This window comes from Curtobacterium sp. MCBD17_040 (genome assembly GCF_003234805.2).
GTDB lineage: Bacteria > Actinomycetota > Actinomycetes > Actinomycetales > Microbacteriaceae > Curtobacterium.
This window is the reverse complement of sequence record NZ_CP126273.1, coordinates 2,464,980-2,482,640: the sequence shown is the minus strand read 5'-3', so window position 1 is coordinate 2,482,640 and position 17,661 is coordinate 2,464,980. Positions and strand designations below refer to the sequence as shown.

The 17,661-nt window shown below is 72.4% G+C and carries 14 protein-coding genes; 8 read left to right on the top strand and 6 right to left on the bottom strand.

Annotation, left to right across the window (positions count from 1 at the left end):
• The first annotated feature begins 43 nt into the window (after window positions 1-43).
• The 3 genes from DEI94_RS11640 to DEI94_RS11630 all read left to right on the top strand — a co-directional run bounded on the left by DEI94_RS11640 (window position 44) and on the right by DEI94_RS11630 (window position 2,208).
• The gene (locus DEI94_RS11640) at window positions 44-949 is read left to right on the top strand and encodes a DUF3097 domain-containing protein (protein ID WP_258372350.1); all 906 of its coding nucleotides are present in this window, start codon (window positions 44-46) and stop codon (window positions 947-949) included.
• A 106-nt stretch (window positions 950-1,055) separates the two neighbouring features.
• Window positions 1,056-1,709 (top strand): spermidine/putrescine ABC transporter substrate-binding protein, encoded by a 654-nt coding sequence (locus DEI94_RS11635; RefSeq protein WP_181435257.1) that lies wholly within the window; start codon window positions 1,056-1,058, stop codon window positions 1,707-1,709.
• Window positions 1,710-1,794: 85 nt separating this feature from the next.
• Complete coding sequence (locus DEI94_RS11630) at window positions 1,795-2,208, top strand: DUF3054 domain-containing protein (protein ID WP_111027714.1); 414 nt, start codon at window positions 1,795-1,797, stop codon at window positions 2,206-2,208.
• A gap of 925 nt (window positions 2,209-3,133) precedes the next feature.
• Here DEI94_RS11630 and DEI94_RS11625 read toward each other — a convergent pair.
• Together DEI94_RS11625 and DEI94_RS11620 are read right to left on the bottom strand one after the other, a co-directional pair.
• Entirely contained in the window at window positions 3,134-3,832 is a 699-nt protein-coding gene (locus DEI94_RS11625; RefSeq protein ID WP_111027705.1) for a nucleoside deaminase, read from the bottom strand.
• Window positions 3,829-5,262, bottom strand: coding sequence for a purine-cytosine permease family protein (locus DEI94_RS11620; RefSeq protein ID WP_111027704.1), 1,434 nt, complete (start codon window positions 5,260-5,262; stop codon window positions 3,829-3,831). The genes DEI94_RS11625 and DEI94_RS11620 overlap by 4 nt, the downstream gene beginning before the upstream one ends.
• A 219-nt stretch (window positions 5,263-5,481) precedes the next feature.
• Here DEI94_RS11620 and DEI94_RS11615 point away from each other — a divergent pair, with 219 nt between their 5' ends.
• The 4 genes from DEI94_RS11615 to DEI94_RS11600 all read left to right on the top strand — a co-directional run bounded on the left by DEI94_RS11615 (window position 5,482) and on the right by DEI94_RS11600 (window position 10,382).
• On the top strand, window positions 5,482-6,342 hold the full coding sequence (locus DEI94_RS11615) for a hypothetical protein (RefSeq protein ID WP_111027703.1): 861 nt from the start codon (window positions 5,482-5,484) through the stop codon (window positions 6,340-6,342).
• 69 nt (window positions 6,343-6,411) lie between these two features.
• The gene (locus DEI94_RS11610) at window positions 6,412-7,494 is read left to right on the top strand and encodes an ATP-binding cassette domain-containing protein (protein WP_111027702.1); all 1,083 of its coding nucleotides are present in this window, start codon (window positions 6,412-6,414) and stop codon (window positions 7,492-7,494) included.
• Window positions 7,491-8,324: an ABC transporter permease gene (locus DEI94_RS11605; protein WP_111027701.1), complete on the top strand. Its 834-nt coding sequence runs from the start codon at window positions 7,491-7,493 to the stop codon at window positions 8,322-8,324. The genes DEI94_RS11610 and DEI94_RS11605 overlap by 4 nt, the downstream gene beginning before the upstream one ends.
• A gap of 54 nt (window positions 8,325-8,378) precedes the next feature.
• Window positions 8,379-10,382: an APC family permease gene (locus DEI94_RS11600; RefSeq protein WP_258378101.1), complete on the top strand. Its 2,004-nt coding sequence runs from the start codon at window positions 8,379-8,381 to the stop codon at window positions 10,380-10,382.
• Between the two features lie 1,024 nt (window positions 10,383-11,406).
• Here the strand turns inward: DEI94_RS11600 and DEI94_RS11595 are convergent.
• The gene (locus DEI94_RS11595) at window positions 11,407-13,092 is read right to left on the bottom strand and encodes a long-chain-fatty-acid--CoA ligase (RefSeq protein ID WP_111027700.1); all 1,686 of its coding nucleotides are present in this window, start codon (window positions 13,090-13,092) and stop codon (window positions 11,407-11,409) included.
• 70 nt (window positions 13,093-13,162) lie between these two features.
• Between DEI94_RS11595 and DEI94_RS11590 the strand changes: the two genes are divergently transcribed.
• Window positions 13,163-14,083 carry an oxygenase MpaB family protein gene (locus tag DEI94_RS11590; RefSeq protein WP_111013607.1) on the top strand — a complete coding sequence of 307 codons (921 nt, stop codon included), beginning with the start codon at window positions 13,163-13,165 and terminating at the stop codon, window positions 14,081-14,083.
• A gap of 118 nt (window positions 14,084-14,201) precedes the next feature.
• On the opposite strand, the gene DEI94_RS11585 is transcribed toward DEI94_RS11590, so the two are convergent.
• From DEI94_RS11585 to DEI94_RS11575, 3 genes are all read right to left on the bottom strand, one after another.
• Window positions 14,202-15,182 carry an aldo/keto reductase gene (locus DEI94_RS11585; RefSeq protein WP_111027699.1) on the bottom strand — a complete coding sequence of 327 codons (981 nt, stop codon included), beginning with the start codon at window positions 15,180-15,182 and terminating at the stop codon, window positions 14,202-14,204.
• On the bottom strand, window positions 15,179-15,745 hold the full coding sequence (locus DEI94_RS11580) for a TIGR03086 family metal-binding protein (protein ID WP_111027698.1): 567 nt from the start codon (window positions 15,743-15,745) through the stop codon (window positions 15,179-15,181). Before DEI94_RS11580 ends, DEI94_RS11585 begins: the two co-directional genes overlap by 4 nt.
• A gap of 1,233 nt (window positions 15,746-16,978) precedes the next feature.
• Window positions 16,979-17,539 carry a YceI family protein gene (locus DEI94_RS11575; protein ID WP_111011595.1) on the bottom strand — a complete coding sequence of 187 codons (561 nt, stop codon included), beginning with the start codon at window positions 17,537-17,539 and terminating at the stop codon, window positions 16,979-16,981.
• Between the last annotated feature and the right edge of the window lie 122 nt (window positions 17,540-17,661).

The window sequence follows — 17,661 nt, the reverse complement described above, 5'->3', positions numbered from 1 at the left end:
CCGCCGGGCCGGGGAGGGGATGCCTCGACGTTACCCTCGGCGGGTGCAATCGGGATCCGGCGACGACCGCTACGGCTCCGACGTGCTCGCCGGGGACTGGCGAGCACAGGGACGGAAGACGGTGCGGGAGGTCCCGCTCGAACGGGACATGGTGCTCGAGGACCCCGCGTCGGGGTGGGCGGGCGCGGTCGTCCGGCTCGAGGCCGGTCTCGTCGAGCTCGAGGACTGGAAGGGGCGCACGCGCTCGTTCCCCGCGACGGGGCAGTTCCTGCTCGAGGGGGAGCTCGTGCGGCTCGGGCGTCCCGCCGCGCCGATCGGCGGGCGCGCCGCGAACCGGCCGGGAGGCGCGGCGCCCGGCACCGGGACCGCCACCGGCCGGGCACGCACCGCGTCCGGCAGCTTCGCGGTGGGACCACAGCGGGCGCGGGTCGCCCTGCCCTCCCGGATCATGGTGGAGGGCCGCCACGACGCGGAACTCGTCGAGAAGGTGTGGGGCGCGGACCTCCGCGTCGAGGGCGTCGTCGTCGAGTACCTGTCGGGGGTGGACAACCTCGCCGACGTCCTCGAGGAGTTCCGGCCCGAGCGTGGACGCCGCGTCGGGGTCCTCGTCGACCACCTCGTGCCCGGGTCGAAGGAGTCTCGGTTCGCCGATGCCGTGATGCGGGGCAAGTGGGGTCGGCACGTCCTCGTGGTGGGGCACCCCTACGTGGACGTGTGGCAGTCGGTGAAGCCGGCGCGACTCGGACTGCGCGAGTGGCCGACGATCCCGCGGTCGATCGAGTGGAAGCACGGCATCTGCGACGCGCTCGGGTGGCCCCACGAGTCCCAGGCCGACATCGCGCACGCGTGGCAGCGGATCCTCGGGCAGGTGCGGACGTACGCCGACCTGGAGCCGGCGTTGCTCGGCCGGGTCGAGGAGTTGATCGACTTCGTCACCGAAGCAGCTTGATCCTGCGGGCTCGCAGGCTCGCGCTGCGGTCCTGCACAGAGATGGGTTCTGCACCGTTCGGTGCGGGACGGGGGCGCACCGGGCCTCCCGACCGTACCCTTGAGGGGTGGACGGGATCGACGGGCGCGTGCGGACCGCGGTCGACGTCTGGCTCCGCTGGTTGCCGCGGTGGCAGATCGGGTCGGCCCGGCCCCGGACGCGCATCTGCCGGCGCTGCGTGGGGTCCCCGATCGCGACCGCGGCGGGGTTCGGTCCGGACGTGCCGCATCCGGTCCAGCACGCGCTGATCGGTCGGGTCTCGACCATCATCGACGACGCCGTGGACGACTACACGGCCAAGAACCTGCCGCTGCTCAAGCGTGAACTCGACCGCTCCGACGCACGGAAGCGGTCCGCGGGGTACCAGCCGGCCGACGGACTGTCGCCGGAGTTCCAGGGTCTCGACGTCGACCCGGAGCCCGAGCCCGGCTCGCCGTTCCTGTTCACGCTCGCCGAACTCACCGGCACCGGAGCCCAGGCGACCTCGCCACGGGAACCGCTGTCGGACGAGGCCAAGGCCGCGTTGCACCACGAGATCGCGCTGTCGGACGAGTGCGCTCGGGCCACCGGGACGGCGGTGTGCCTCGCGCTCGTGGAACACCGCGACCGCATCGCCGAGGCCATCGAGCGCCTGGTGGAACCGCAGATCGAGGCCCTGGTGTCCGACATGTTCCGCGGGCTCGACGTGCCGGGCACGCCCCCGCGCGGCGGCCTGTTCTGATCGTGGCTGTCATCGGGCCAGCCCGGATCGGGGTGCCGACCGCCGCTCGGTGTCGGTCCACGAGTCGGTGCGCGACAATGGCTTCGTGACCACACGCACCTTCGGCTGGCTCGCGGCCGTGATCGACGTCGTCCTCGTCGTCGTCTTCGCGCTCATCGGACGGCTCTCGCACGGCGAGGGGGCCACGCCCGTGACGCTGTGGATCACGGCCTACCCGTTCCTCGCGGGCTGGGCGATCGCCTACGTCACGAGCGGGGCGTGGTCCCGGCCGCTGGCGCTGTGGCCGACCGGTGTCGTGGCCTGGATCCTCACCGTGCTCGTCGGCATGGCGATCCGGGTCACCGCGGGGCAGGGCGTCGAGCACGGGAATCCGTTGCCCGTGTCGTTCTTCATCGTGGCCAGTGTGGTCCTCGGGGTGTTCCTGCTCGGCTGGCGCGCGATCGTCGGGCCGATCGTGCGGCGGGGCGAGCGCCGTGGCGCGGCCGTCGCGCACGCCTGAGCGGCGATTCACGGCGCGTCGGCGGCGGCTCGCAGCGTGAGCTGTCCGCGGTGCGGGGCGCGGCGCGGCGGTCCGCCCGCCGCGCCCCGCACCAGCGGCGCCGCGCCCCGCACCAGCGGCGCCGCGCCCCGCACCAGCGGTGAGCGCTGACCAGCGGCGCCCCGAAGCAGCGGCGCCCAGAACCAGCGGCGCCCCGAAGCAGCGGCGCCCCGAACCAGCGCGGTGACGAGTGACCAGCGGTGACAATTCAGGAGTCCTGGTGCGCGGTGGGGGTGTGCCGTGCCTCCCGGCTCGGTGTTCCTGCGTTGTCGACCGATGGGGTCTGACGCGGGGCGAGGTGGACTCCGTGCGCGAGGCGCGACCTTCAGGCGAGGCGCGGCCTCGGCCGCGAGGTTCTGGGCCGGAGCTGGGACTCGCGGCTGTGCGGCCCTGGCGGCGGAGGTGGGGCCTCCAGGGCGGGGGTGACAATTCAGGAGTCCTGGTGCGCGGCGGGGGTGTGCCGTGCCTCCCGGCTCGGTGTTCCTGCGTTGTCGACCGGTGGGGTCTGACGCGGGGCGAGGTGGACTCCGTGCGCGAGGCGCGACCTTCAGGCGAGGCGCGGCGCGGCGCGGCCTCGGCCGCGAGGTTCTGGGCCGGAGCTGGGACTCGCGGCTGTGCGGCCCTGGCGGCGGAGGTGGGGCCTCCAGGGCGGGGGTGACAACTCAGGAGTCCTGGTGCGCGGCGGGGGTGTGCCGTGCCTCCCGGCTCGGTGTTCCTGCGTTGTCGACCGCGGCGGTACGGGCAGAGCGGGGGACACCGGTGCGGCCTGGAACGGACGGGGGGACGCAAGCCGTCCTCTCGGGACCGCGTACCCGCGCCCGCCGCCCACGCGCTCGCCCGCCGCGCCCACGTCGGGGCGCGACAACGCCCGCGTCCGCGCGCTCCGCTACTCGACCCCGATGTCCTCGTTCCAGAGCGTCGGCTCCTCGGCGATGAACGTGCGCATCATGGCGACGAGGTCCGGGTCATCCAGGATCGTGACCTCGACGCCCTGCTCCCGCAGCCAGTCGTGACCGCCGGAGAACGTCTCCGCCTCACCGATCACGACGCGGGAGATGCCGAACTGCTTGACGAGGCCCGAGCAGTACCAGCAGGGCGACAGCGTCGTGACCATCGTCGTGCCCGAGTAGCCGGGCTGCCGTCCGGCGTTGCGGAACGCGTTCGTCTCGGCGTGCATCGACGCGTCGTCGTCCTGCACGCGCCGGTTGTGGCCGCTGCCGAGCAGGGTGCCGTCGGCGGCGAACAGCGCGGCGCCGATCGGGATCCCACCCTCGACGAGCCCCTGCTCCGCCTCGGCGCGGGCGACGGCCAGCTGCTCCTCGGCGGTCGTGAAGCGCGGCCCGGCGCCGACCGGTTCCGGGCCCGCCGCGGTGGCCGGGTCATCCGCCACGGCACCGAGGCCGGACGCCGCTGCCGCGTCCTGCACCGATCCACCGGGGACCGCCGACGGGGCCGCGTCGCCGCTCGCTCCCTCGGCCGGGAGGCCCGTCACCGGGTCCCTGGGATCACCACCGGGATGCCGGACGGTCGGCTCCTGCGGCTCGGCCGGCTCCCGCGGCTCGGCCGGCTCCTCGACGTCGGTCATGCGACGTCGTCCGCGCCGTCGACGCCGATGACGGTGTCGGGGGCCTCGGCGAGCGGACCGCCGACGGCCGGCTTCGCGACGCGGAATAGCAGGAAGTACGCCACGAACGCGACGACGAACCCGACGAGCGGGGTGAGGTCGCCGACCGGGGTCGCCTTGGCGACGGGACCTTCGTAGAACGTCTGGTTCGAGAACAACCACACGGACAGCACGCCGCCGATGAGGAACGCGGTGATGCCCGCCCAGTTGCGGTACCGGACGCGGTCGGGGATGAACTGCGCGATGGACGTGCCGCGACGCAGGATCCGGTCCGCGAACACGACCCCGAGCCATGGCGCGATCCAGTAGGCGATGACGAGGAGGAAGTTCTCGTACTTCTCGCCGGCGTCGGGCAGGGCCCAGAGCGCGACGAAGAACCCGATGATGCCGAACCCGACGGCGACGATGGCCCGACGCAGCCCGAACCGGATGCGAACGCCCGCGGCGAGGAACGACATCGCGCCGGAGTAGATGTTGAGCGAGTTGGCGGCGATGGCGCCCACTGCGATCGCGATGAGCGTCAGGTCGCGGATCACGACCGGGAGGCTCGACGTGAACGACCCGGTCGGGTCGCCCGGGTCGAACCCACCGATGGTGACGGCTGCCGCGCCCGCCGCCATGAGGACGGTGCACGACACGAAGTCGCCGATGCCCGCGGCCCAGCCGGCGGTGCGGCGGGACGCGCTGGCGGGCAGGTACCGGGTGTAGTCGGACGCGTAGGGGTTCCAGCCGGCGGCGTAACCGAACGCCGCGCTCACGGTGAGGGTGAAGCCGGCGAAGGAGTAGCCCCCGCCCTTCGGGGTGTACTCGAGGTGGGCGTGGGAGAAGATCACGATCGTCGCGATGAGGAAGATGATCCCGAGGATGTACGACGCGTAGCGCTCGAACACCTGGACGAGGTCGTGGCCGACGAACGCCACGGCGACCTCGAGCACCACGACGATGATCAGCGCGAGCCACGTGCTCATGCCGGTGAGGGTCGACAGCGCCAGCGCGCCGGAGACCGAGTTCGTGGCGAACCAGCCCAGGCCGGCCATGATCGTGTTGATGCCCGCCGGCAGGATGTTGCCGAGGAACCCGAACGCGGTCCGGCTCAGCACGAGCTGTGCGAGACCCTCACGCGGCCCCCACGTCGACAGGATGCCCTGTGTGATCGACCCGAGTGCGTTGCCGATGATGAGGGCGATCATCGCCCAGCGGAAGTCGAGCCCGAAGAACAGCACCGCGATGACGCCGACGTAGATCGTGGCGAACTCGAGGTTCGGCGCGGTCCATGTGGCCGCGAGCTGCCACGGGGAGCCGTGACGGGCGGAAGCGGGGATGGCCTCGATGCCGCCGGGTTCGACGCGGCTCGGGCGGGCGTGCACGGGGGACGGTGCAGTGGTGGTCACTGAGGAAGCCTACGAGCGCCCGCGGCCGGCCGGGGTCGTGATGGCCGGTTCGTCACACGCTCTTTACACGGCGGCGCGAGGCCGTCGCCGGTTCCCAGCATGCTCCCAGTGCTCTTCGGTCGACTCTGAGCACGTGTACAGCGGACGCGGCGGCCGTCGCCGTAGTGTCGGATGCCCCGACGAGCTCTGCTCGGCGGTCAAACGAACGGAAGGCACACCATGGGATTCCTCGATCGACTGCTCGGGCGCGAGGACCGATCGCAGCCGGGCGATGGCCGCCAGGCATGGCCGACGAACGCCGACCCGTACGGGCAGCAGTCCGCTGCGGGCTACCGCTACGGTCAACAGTCGTACGACGTGCCGCCGGATGCTGCGCGTACCGCCTCCGCGGGATCGTCGACGCCCCCGAGCGAGGACGAACTCGCGGTGGAGCGCTACCGCTACCTCCTGCGTACGGCGCCGCCCGAACGCATCGAGGACGTCCACGCCGAGGCCTTCGCCCGGTTGACACCCGAGCAGCGACGCATGGTGTTCGACGAGTTGTCGCGCACCGCGCCCGCCGATGAGGCTCCTCGCGCCGACGACCCCCGCTCGCTCGCGCAGGCCGCGACGCGGTCGGAGATCCGGCAACCGGGGACCCTCGAGCGGTCGCTCGGCGGTTGGGGCGGCGGGTACGGGGGTCGCGGCGCGTACGGCGGTGCGAGCGCGTTCGGCGGCGGGTTCGGCGGGTACGGGAGGTCCGGGTCCGGTTTCGGGAGCATGCTCGGTGCCTCGCTCCTCGGCTCCGTCGCGGGCTACGTCATCGGGTCGACGATCATGAGCGCCTTCCTGCCCGAGCCCGGCATGTTCGGTGAGCCGGTCGACGCGAGTGGGGCGGACGACGGGGGTGACGGCAGTGGTGACGACGGTGGCGGCGGGGGCGACGGCAGCGGGGATGACGGCAGCGGGGCGGACGGCACCGACGTCGGCGCGGACGGCGGTGGCTACGAGGCCGCGGGCTGGGACTCCGGATCGGGCCTCGACGCGGGGTCCGACTGGGGTGGAGGATTCGACCAGGACCTCGGCGGGTTCGACGTCTGAGGTCATCGGCCGCACCGGTCGCGCGGCCGCACACGAGGAACACCGGGAACACGCGTCGAAGGAGTCGCCGTGCCGTTCATCGAAGCCGTCGGGCTGACGAAGACCTACCGCGCGAAGACCGGGCCGGTCCATGCCCTGGCGGGGCTCGACCTCGCCGTGCCCGAGGGCAGCGTCACCGCGTTGCTCGGCCCGAACGGCGCGGGCAAGACGACCGCCGTCAAGGTCCTGACGACCCTCACGCGCCCGGACTCGGGACGCGCGACCATCGCCGGGACCGATGTCGTCGCGGAGCCCCAGCGCATCCGACGGCGCATCGGGGTGTCGGGTCAGTACGCGGCCGTGGACGAGAACCTGACGGGGTTCGAGAACCTCGACATGATCGGGCGGCTGTACCACCTGGGGCGGTCGGCTTCGCGTCGTCGTGCGCGGGACCTCATCGAGGCGTTCGGGTTGACCGAGGCGGGCGACCGGCCCGTCAAGGGGTTCTCGGGCGGGATGCGCCGGCGGATCGACCTCGCCGGCGCGCTCGTGGCGAAGCCCCCGGTGCTGTTCCTCGACGAGCCGACGACCGGCCTCGACCCGCGGAGCCGCCTCGGGCTCTGGGACGTCATCGAGGGCCTCGTCGCCGAGGGCACCACGGTGCTCCTGACGACGCAGTACTTGGAGGAAGCGGACCGGCTCGCCGACGACATCGCCGTGATCGACGGCGGCCGGGTGATCGCCCACGGGACGGCGGACGAGTTGAAGAGCCGTGTGGGCGGGCACCGCGTGGTGGTCACGCTCGTGTCGGCGGACGACCGGGCGGCCGCGGCGGCAGTGCTCGAGCGGCACGGGGACGGATCCGTCGAGGTCGGTGGGGACGGCCGGACCCTCTCGGTCGCCGTCCGGTCGGGCCCGTCGGCGCTCCGCGCGGCCCTGGCCGAGCTCGCCGAGGCGGAGGTGGACCTCCACGACGCCGGGATGCGACGCCCCACGCTCGACGACGTGTTCCTGCGCCTCACCGGGCACGCCGCGACGACGGAACCCGATGCCGACGCCGGGGACCCGACCACCGCGACGGACGCGACCACGGTGACCGGGCCTCCCAGGCCGGAGGACCGTGCGGCGTCGACGCCGGAGATCCCGGCCTCGTCGGGGACGGCACGGCGATGACCGCGACCGCGCAGCTCCCCGTCGTGCGCGACCGTCGCGTCGCGGGATGGTGCAACGACGGCTGGACCGTGACCCGGCGCAACCTCCTCAAGATCCGCCGCTCCCCGGACATGCTCGTGTTCGCGGTGCTGCAGCCGATCATGTTCGTGTTGCTGTTCAGCCAGGTGTACGGCGGGGCGATCGCCGTGCGTGGTACCGACTACACGCAGTTCCTCATGGCCGGGATCTTCGCGCAGACCGTGGTGTTCGGCGCCACGTTCTCGGGCTACAGCATGGCCCAGGACCTGACGGAGGGGATCATCGACCGGTTCCGGACCCTGCCGATGAGTCCGTCCGCCGTGCTCGTCGGGCGGACCAACGGGGACCTCGTCCTCAACGGGATCTCGGTCTTGATCATGATGCTCACGGGCCTGGCGGTCGGCTGGCGGGTGCACTCGTCGCCGGGGGAGTTCGTCGCCGGCCTCGTCCTGCTCCTCGCGTTCAGCTACGCGTTCAGCTGGGTGATGGCGCTGCTCGGCATGAGCGTCCGGTCGCCCGAGGTGATCAACAACGCCTCCTTCATGATCCTGTTCCCCATCACGTTCATCTCGAACGCGTTCGTGCCGAGCGACACCCTGCCGCTGGTGCTGCGGGTGTTCGCCGAGTGGAACCCGGTGTCGTCGCTCGTGCAGGCCGTCCGGCAACTGTTCGGCAACGTGGGGAGCAGTCCCGTCCCCGACGTCTGGACCATGCAGCACCCGGTCGCCACGGTGCTCGTCGGCATCGTGGTGCTGCTCGTCGTGTTCGTCCCCTGGAGCGTGCGGAAGTACGCCTCGATCAGCAAGCGGTAGGTCGCTGCGCTTCCCCAGGCGGGGACGCCGCCCGCAGAATAGGCTGCTCGCGCCATGACGACGACCGACCCCCGCCCCTCCCTGCCGGGTCCCGGAGCAGCGGACCGCGACGCCACCGAGCCGCGGCTCGACCGGAGCACCCGCCTGCGGCGCTGGATGTTGCAGGGCACCGAGAGCTCGGGCGCCCACGAGGGCCCGCACCAGGTCGAGGTGGAGCGCACCCACTCGTGGTGGCGCGTGATGTGCCTCACGGGCGTCGACTACTTCTCCACCCTGGGGTACCAGCCGGCCATCGCGGCGCTCGCCGCGGGCCTCCTGTCGCCGATCGCGACGGTGGTGCTCGTGCTCGTCACGCTGTTCGGCGCGCTCCCGGTGTACCGACGGGTCGCGCAGGACAGCTTCCGCGGAGCCGGGTCGATCGCCATGCTCGAGAAGCTCCTGCCGTGGTGGGCGGGCAAGCTCCTCGTGCTCGTCCTGCTCGGGTTCGCCGTGACGGACTTCATGATCACGATCACGCTGTCGGCGGCGGACGCCACGGCGCACCTCGCCGAGAACCCGTACACGCCGCACTGGTTCACCGACATCCCCGTGCCCCTGACGCTCGCACTCATCGCCCTGCTCGGCGTCGTGTTCCTCCGCGGGTTCCGCGAGGCGATCGGCATCGCCGTGGTGCTCGTGTCCGTGTACCTCGTCCTCAACCTCGTCGTGGTCGCCGTGGCGCTCGTGCACGTGCTGAGCCGTCCCTCCCTGGCCACGGACTGGTGGTCGGGACTGACCGCACAGCACGCCGATCCACTCGCGATGATCGGGATCGCGTTGCTCGTGTTCCCGAAGCTCGCGCTCGGTCTGTCCGGGTTCGAGACCGGGGTGTCGGTCATGCCGCAGGTCGACGGCGGGAACGGTGACGTGCCGGGGAAGCGCCCGGAGGGGCGGATCCGGGGGACCCGGCGCCTCCTCACCACTGCCGCGCTCATCATGAGCTCGTTCCTCATCCTGTCGAGCGTCGTCACCACGTTCCTCATCCCGCAGAAGGAGTTCCAGCCGGGCGGTGAGGCCAACGGCCGAGCGCTCGCCTTCCTGGCCCACGAGTACCTCGGGAGCGTCTTCGGGAGCGTGTACGACGCCTCCACCATCGCGATCCTGTGGTTCGCGGGCGCGAGCGCGATGGCGGGCCTGCTCAACCTCGTTCCGCGGTTCCTGCCGCGCTACGGGATGGCACCGCAATGGGCGCGAGCCGTCCGGCCGCTCGTGCTCATCTTCACGCTCATCGCGTTCGCCATCACCCTGATCTTCAACGCGGACGTCGACGCCCAGGGTGGTGCCTACGCCACGGGGGTGCTCGTGCTCATCACGAGTGCATCGGTCGCCGTGACCCTGTCGGCACGGCGGAAGCGGCAGCGGGGCCGGACCATCGCGTTCGGCGTCATCACGCTCGTGTTCGGCTACACCACCGTGGCGAACGTCATCGAACGCCCCGACGGCGTGCGGATCGCGGCGGTGTTCATCCTGGCGATCGTCGTCGTGTCGCTGCTCTCGCGGGTGCGCCGGTCGTTCGAGCTCCGGGCATCGTCGATCGAGCTCGACGCCGTCGCGCAGCAGTTCGTCGTGGCCGATGCCGACCAGTTCGGGCAGGTGTGCATCATCGCGAACGAGCCGGACGACGGGAGCGCCGAGGAGTACCGGACCAAGGGCAAGATCGAGCGTCGGTCGAGCGGCATCCCCGCGCGCGTCCCGACGATCTTCCTCGAGGTGTACCCGGCGGACTCGTCGGACTTCGAGGAGGACCTCAAGATCGAGGGCGTCGTCAAGCACGGCTTCCGGATCCTCCGCGTGCGTTCGGGCACCGTCCCCAACACGATCGCGTCGACGCTCCTCGCCGTCCGCGACCTCACCGGCGTCGTGCCGAGCATCTACTTCGCGTGGACCGAGGGCAGCCCCATCCGCAACATGGTGCGCTTCCTGTTCACCGGCGCAGGCGAGGTCGCACCGGTCACGCGCGAGGTGCTCCGCGAGGCCGAGCCGGACGTTGCCCGCCGTCCCGTCGTCCACGTGTCCTGAGGCGCAGCGCGGGTGCTCACCATCGCCCGCGGTGCGCAACTCAGGAAAGTGGGCCCGGTGGCGCGCTCGCCGCGTGCCTCCCGGGTCCGTGTTCCTGATCTGTCACCTGCCGGCGCTGTGCTGGGGCGGAGGCCGCGGCAGGCCGGGGCGGGCCGCGGCGGGCCGCGGGTGCGCCGCGGCCGGCGCCGGGCAGTGCCGCGGCCAGGGCTGGTGCCGGTGCCGGGCTGTGCCGCGGCCGGCGCCGGGCAGTGCCGCGGCCAGGGCCGGGCTGTGCCGCGGCCAGGGCTGGTGCCGGAGCCGGGAGGTGCCGCGGCCAGGGCTGGTGCCGGAGCCGGGAGGCGCGGGTCGGGGTCGGCTGGTCGGCGCGCGCCGTCGATGGGGGTGAGGCGGGCGCGGTGCGGCCGTCGTCATGGGTGGCCGATTCAGGAACGCGAGCGGCCGGCGGTGCCGCGGCGTCCCTCCCGGTGTCGTGTTCCTGATCCGTCGTCCGCGGCGCGGCGCGGCGCGGCGCGGGCTGGGCAGGTCGGCGCAGGTCGGGAGGTGGGGACGTGGCGGGCCCGGCGCGTCCGTCGCCATGGTGTGGCCAAATCAGGAATGCGAGCCCGTTGGTGGCTCCGCAGCGCCCCTCGCGATGCCCACTTCCTGACTTGTCGCCGGCGGCGGCAGCAGCGGCTACCGCGCGGGGACGTCGGTTCAGGAAAGCGGGTCGGGTGGCGGGCCCGTGGCGTCCCTCCCGGCGTCCGGTTCCTGATTCGTCGTCCGCCAGCCGTCGGGAGGTGCGGCGTGCGCCCGGTACGTCGTGGACGCGCAGGGCGCGGTACGTCTCGTCGCCGGAGGCGGACAACTCAGGAGAACAGGTAGGGTGGCGGGCCTGTGGCGTCCCTCCCGGCGTCGTTTTCCTGAATTGTCTGCCTGGCAGCTGCTGGCTCCCGGAATCCGCGCGCGACGGCCGTACCACGGGCAGCGCCAATGGACCGCGCGACGCCGCCGCTACGCAGCGCCGCCGGGCCGCGCGCCGCCGCCGCTACGCGTCCGCGCCGGTGATGCGGTCCCGCACCTTGCGCCGGAGCACCTTGCCGATCATCGAGCGGGGCAGGTCCTCGACCACCACGACGCGACGCGGCACCTTGTACGGGGCGAGGTGCTCCCGGGCGTACTCACGGAGCGCGTCGGCCGAGAACGTGGCGGGGTCGGTGGGCACGACCGCCGCCACGACCTGCTCGTTGCCGCCCGTGGTGATGCCGACGACGGCGACCTCGCGGACCAGGGGGGAGCGGATGAGCGTGTCCTCGACCTCGGACGGCGAGACGTTGAAGCCGCCCGTGATGATGAGTTCCTTGAGGCGGTCGACGATCGACACGAAGCCGTCCTCGTCGATCGAGACGATGTCACCCGTACGGAACCAGCCGTCGGCCGTGAACGCCTCGTCCGTGGCGTCTGCGCGCCCCCAGTAGCCCTGGAACACCTGCGGACCCTTGACGAGTAGCTCGCCCGGCTGCCCGACCGGGACGTCCTTCGAGGGGTCGTCCGGGTCGCCGACGCGGATGTCGGTCGACGGGAACGGGAGGCCGATCGTGCCGAGACGCCGAGCGTCGGAGACCGGGTTCGCCATGATGACGGGGGACGTCTCGGACAGGCCGTAGCCCTCGACCAGGACGCCGCCGGTCTTGGCCTCCCACGGCTCGATGACGGCCTGCGAGAGCGGCATGGCACCCGAGATGCCGATCTCGATGCCCCGCAGCGAGACCTTCTTGCCAGCGGCGTGCTCGAGTCGGGCGTAGATCGGCGGTACCGCGGGCAGGAACGTCGGCGGATGGCGCTTCATCGCGGCGAGCACGAGCTGCGGATCGAACGCGGGGAACAGCACGAGCCGCGACGCCATGCTCATCGCGAACGTCAGGCAGAGCGTCAGGCCGTAGGCGTGGAACATCGGCAGGATCGCGTAGACGACGCTGTCACCGGGCTTGATCTGGGGGATCCACGCCCGCGCCTGCGCCGCGTTCGCCAGGAGGTTCCGGTGCGTCAGGACCGCGCCCTTCGGGTTCCCCATCGTGCCGGACGTGTACTGGATGAGCGCCGTGTCGGTGGTCGCCGGGCGGGGGTGCCTCCGGGAGAGCCGGCGGCCGTCGACGAGCGACTCCCAGCGCGTCGTCCCGCGGACCTTCGTCGTCAGCTTCGCACGGGACTCGCGCGCCTTCGCGACGGGGAGCGCGAGCGCCGCCCGGGTGGACCGGGGCATCGCACGCGTCATGTCGACCGAGACGATCGCGTCGAGCGCCAGGTCGATCGGGAAGTCCTGGAGCGTCGCCACCGACTTGTCCCACGCGATCGCCACCTTGGCGCCGTGGTCCTCGAACTGGTGCCGGAGTTCCCGTGGCGTGTAGAGCGGGTTGTGCTCCACGACGATCGCGCCGAGCCGGAGCACCGCGTAGAACGCGACGACGTGCTGCGGGCAGTTCGGCAGGACGATGGCGACGCGGTCGCCCGCTCCGACCCCGAGCTGCTGCAGTCCGTGGGCCGCGCGCTCGATCTGCGCCTGCAGTTCCCGGTAGGTCGTCGTCGCGCCGAAGAACTCGAGGGCGACGTTGCGCGGGTAGCGGGCCGCGGAGCCCTCGACGAGGTCGAGCAACGACCCGGTGGGCTCGTCGATGTCGAACGGGACTCCAGGGGCGTAGCTGCGCTGCCAAGGCGGTGGCGTGTCGGTGCTCACCCGTTCACCCTAGAGGCGGCCCGATGCCCGCGCTCAGGCGACTCCCCGGCGTGCGAGGGACGATCCCTGCATGGTTTCCCTGGCCACGGCGATGCGCGATCGCCTCAACGCCACGTTCACGGGCAGCGCCACCGAGCGGCCCCAGTGGATCGGCGATCTCGAGCACGGCACCGACGAGGGCTTCTTCGGCCCCGACTCCGCGACGTGGGCGGTGCACGGCGGCATGTCCACCATCGTCGCGGGCGTGCGGGCGCTCCTCGTGCAGGCGCTGCACCCGGGGGCGCTCGCCGGGGTCGCCGACCACTCCCGCTACCGCGAGGACCCCTTCGGCCGGCTCGCGGGCACCATCCGCTGGATCTACACCGTCTCGCACGGCGACACCGCGACGGCGACGGCCGCGAGCGAGTGGGTCCTCCGGCTGCACGAGCGGGTCCGGGGCGAGTTCACGGACGCCCACGGCGTCACCCGTCCCTACAGCGCGAACGACCCGGACCTCCTCCGCTGGGTGCACCTGGCGTTCGCGGACTCGTTCCTGCGGACGGCCGAGCTCTGGGGCGAGCGCATCCCCGGCGGCGCCGACGCCTACGTGCGCGAGTGGGCGACGGCAGGGCGACTCATGCGCGTGGACGGGCCGCCGGAGTCCGACGAGGAACTGCGCGCCCAGCTCGACGGGTACCTCGACCGCGGGGACCTCGCCGTCACGGACCGCACGCACGAGGTCGTCTCGTTCATCCGGAACCCGCCCCTGTCCCGGATGCTCCGGCCCGGGTACCGCGTGCTGTTCGACGGCGCGGTGGCGTCGCTCGACCCGCGGCACCGGAAGCTCCTCGGCCTCCGGGCGCCGGGCGTCGGACCGCTGCCCGCACCGGCGATCGCCTCGACGCGGCTCGTGCTCGACGGCATCGGCAGGGTGCTCGGTGGGCGGAGCGGTACCGAGCGGGTCGCCCTGGCACGCGTCGACCGGCTCCGCGCGGAACAGCAGGCGGCCTGACGGACGTGGGCCGCGCCTCCCGACCGGACGGCCTGGAGGCGCGGGTCGGCCTGACGGACGCGGGCCGCGCCTCCCGACCGGACGGCCTGGAGGCGCGGCCCACGACCGCGACGGACGCTCAGAACCCGGAGGGGTACCGGGGCGTGTAGGGCTCCTCGAGCCGAGCGATCTCGTCGGTGGTGAGCTCGAGCTCCACGCCCGCGACGGCGTCGTCGATGTGGTGTTCCTTGGTCGCACCGATGATCGGGGCCGTGATCGAGGACTTGCCGGCCACCCAGGCGAGCGCGACCTGCGCCATGGTGACCCCGCGCTCCGACGCGATCGCGGCGACCGCGTCGACGATCGCCTTGTTCGACTCCTCGCCCTGCTTGTAGAGCGTCTTGCCGAACTCGTCCGTGCCCTCGCGCTTCGTGCCGCCCTCACCCCAGGGGCGGGTGACCTTGCCGCGGGCCAGGGGGCTCCACGGGATCACGCCGACGCCGGTGGCCTCGCAGAAGGGGAGCATCTCGCGCTCCTCCTCGCGCTCGAGCAGGTTCACCTGGTCCTGCATCGACACGAACTTCGTCCAGCCGTGCCGCTCGGCGACGTGCTGCATCTCGGCGAACTGCCACGCCCACATGCTCGAGGCGCCGATGTACCGTGCCTTGCCGGACTTGACGACGTCGTGCAGGGCCTCCATCGTCTCCTCGATCGGCGTGTTCGGGTCGAAGCGGTGGATCTGGTAGAGGTCGACGTAGTCGGTGCCGAGCCGCTGCAGCGACGCGTCGATCTCGTGCATGATCGACACCCGGCTCAGGCCGGCGCCGTTGCGGCCCTCGCGCATGCGGTTGAACACCTTGGTGGCGATCACGACCTCCTCGCGCGGAGCGAGCTCCTTGAGGACGGTGCCCGTGATCTCCTCGCTCGAGCCGAGGGAGTACACGTTCGCGGTGTCGAACGTCGTGATGCCCGCTTCGTACGCGCGGCGGATGAACGGGCGGGCGTCGTCGAGGCCGACGCTCCACTCGTGCGAACCCCTGCCGGGGTCCCCGTAGCTCATCATGCCGAGCACGACGGCGCTGATCTCGAGTCCCGAGTTGCCCAGTCGGACGGTCTTCATGCGGTGATCCTCTCGTCGCGGCCGGTGACGGCGAGCAGCCGCGTCTGCAGCGGGGCGTCGTCGTCGACCTGGATTGGTGCGTCGTAGAGACCGCTCGCGGCGAGCGAGTCGATCTGGGGTTCGAAGACGGTCCACACGGCCTGGACGAGTTCGAGCGGCAGGTGCTCGTCCGAATGCGTGGCGCGGGCGAGGTCCCACGTGTGGATCGTGATGTCGGAGGTCTGCTCGGCGAGGTACTCCGCGGCGGGCACCGTGTCCGTCGCCAGGTGTACGGGGGTGTCGTTGGGCGCGTTCCGCCAGGCCTCCGTCGCGGCGGCGGAGAACCGGGTCCACGCGGCGACGAGGTCCTCGCCGATCGGCTCGAGCTCGTCGTGCGCCTGTTCGTGGTCGTGGCCGGCGAGCAGGTGTGGGATCCACCGCTGCTCGTCGATGACGTGGGTGACGAGGTCGCGCGTCGACCACTCGGTGTCGGGCGTCGGGGCGTCCCAGTCGGTGACCTGCTCGAGGCGACGGCCGAACTCGGCCGCCGCGAGCGCCTGCAGGGTGATCCAGTCGAAGGCCATGGTCGGGCTCCTGTCTCGGGTCCTGGTGCGGGATGCGGTGCCTGCGGGGCAACGTGCCCGGCGGGCGGCGTGTTCCCCGCGGTCTCGGCCCGGGCGCGTCCTGCTGGTCGGGCGTCACCACGCTACTCGTGCAGTGGGTGCGGTGGGTGTGCGCGGGCGCGGTGGGTGTGCGCGGATGCGGTGGCGTCGGTGGTTCGCCATGGGCGCCGGCGAGCCGGGGCGCTGGTGCGCTGGTGCGCTCGCTCGCGCGCTGGTGCGCTGGTGCGCTGGTGTGCTCGTGCGCGCCTCGCACGCGCGTGCGCGACGCGGGCTGCCGGCCATGTCGCGTCGACAGATCAGGAACACGCGGTCGGGAGGGACGGGTCAGGGCTGCCGCGGACCTCCTGTCCTGCGTTGTCACCAGGCTGCCCGCATGCCGGTGGGGGAGGGCCGCGGGGTGCCGCCGACGGTTCGGAGGAGGTGCAGCGTGCGCGCGCGGGTGGGCGGCGGTGCAGCGAGAGCGTGTCCAGCAGATCCCCGTCCGATGACGACTCAGGAATTCCCGGCCGGGAGGGGCGTGGCGGCTCCGTCTCCTGCCTGCCGTCCTGAGTTGTCGCCGGCGGAGCGGCGTGGAGGGGCGGGGCCGGAGGCGGACGGGCCCAGCGGGACGGGGCGGCGTTGCGATGGGAGGGCGGCGGCGCACCCTTGGGTCGACGACTCAGGAATCCTCGGCCGGGAGGGGTGGGGGCTCCGTCTCCTGCCTTCCGTCCTGAGTTGTCGGCGGCGGAGCGGGGTGGAGGGGTGGGGCGGAGGCGGACGGGGCCAGCGGGACGGGGGCGTTGCGATGGGAGGGCGGCGGCGCACCCTTGCGTCGACGACTCAGGAATCCTCGGCCGGGAGGGGCGTGGGGGCTCCGTCTCCTGCCTTCCGTCCTGAGTTGTCGGCGGCGGAGCGGGGCCCGCATCCGCGGCGGGGTGGGGGCGGCGCCCGTTGCGTCGACGGTCCAGGCGTGCGCTGCTCGGAGGGACGCAGCAGGGCCGCCGCGAGCCTCCCGTCCTGCACGTCGCCGGACCTGGACCCGGAACGCACCTGGACCCGGAACGGACCCGGAACGGACTCGGACCCGGATCTGGAACGGACCCGAACCCGGCCCGGACCCCGGCCCGGACCCGGACCCGGACGCGGCGGAGCCCCGGCGCGCGCACGCGTCGGGGCTCCGTGTCCCGGTGGGCCTGCGGCCCCGAGGGAGGTGACTCAGGCCGCCTGGAGGACGAGCTGGATGTCGAGGGTGATCGTGACGTCGTTGCCGAGGGTGAACCCGCCGGCCTCGAGCGCCGCGTTCCAGTTCACGCCGAACTCGGTGCGGTCGATCTTCGTGGTGGCCTCGGCGCCGAGCTTGGTCTGGCCGTAGCCGTCGGTGGTGATGCCGCCGAGCTCGGTCTTCAGGGTGACGGGCTTGGTGACGCCGCGGAGGGTGAGCTCGCCGTCGATGAGGAGGTCGTCGCCGTGCTCCCGGATGCCCGTCGAGCGGAACACCATCTGCGGGTGCTCGTCCGCGGCGAAGAAGTCGCTCGTCGCGAGGTGCTGGTCGCGGGCCTCCTGGCCGGTCTTGACGCTGGCGATGTCGATGGTCGCCTCGATGGTCGACTCGAGCGGGTTCTCGGCGGTGACGGCGGTCACGTCGAAGGTCTGGAACGTGCCCTTGACCTTGCTGATGGCGAGGTGGCGGACGGAGAAGCTGACCTCGGAGTGGGTCGGGTCGAGCTTCCAGGTGCCGGCGATGTAGCCGGGGATGGCGGCGGCGGTGATGGCCATGGAGTTCTCCTCGTGGTGCTGGGACGTTCGTCGCGGCCCGGTGACCGCTGGTCGATGCAAGCGCATCGATCGGCAGTCTAACCCGGGATCGCCGAAAAAGGTTGTAGCGACTACTAAATGGT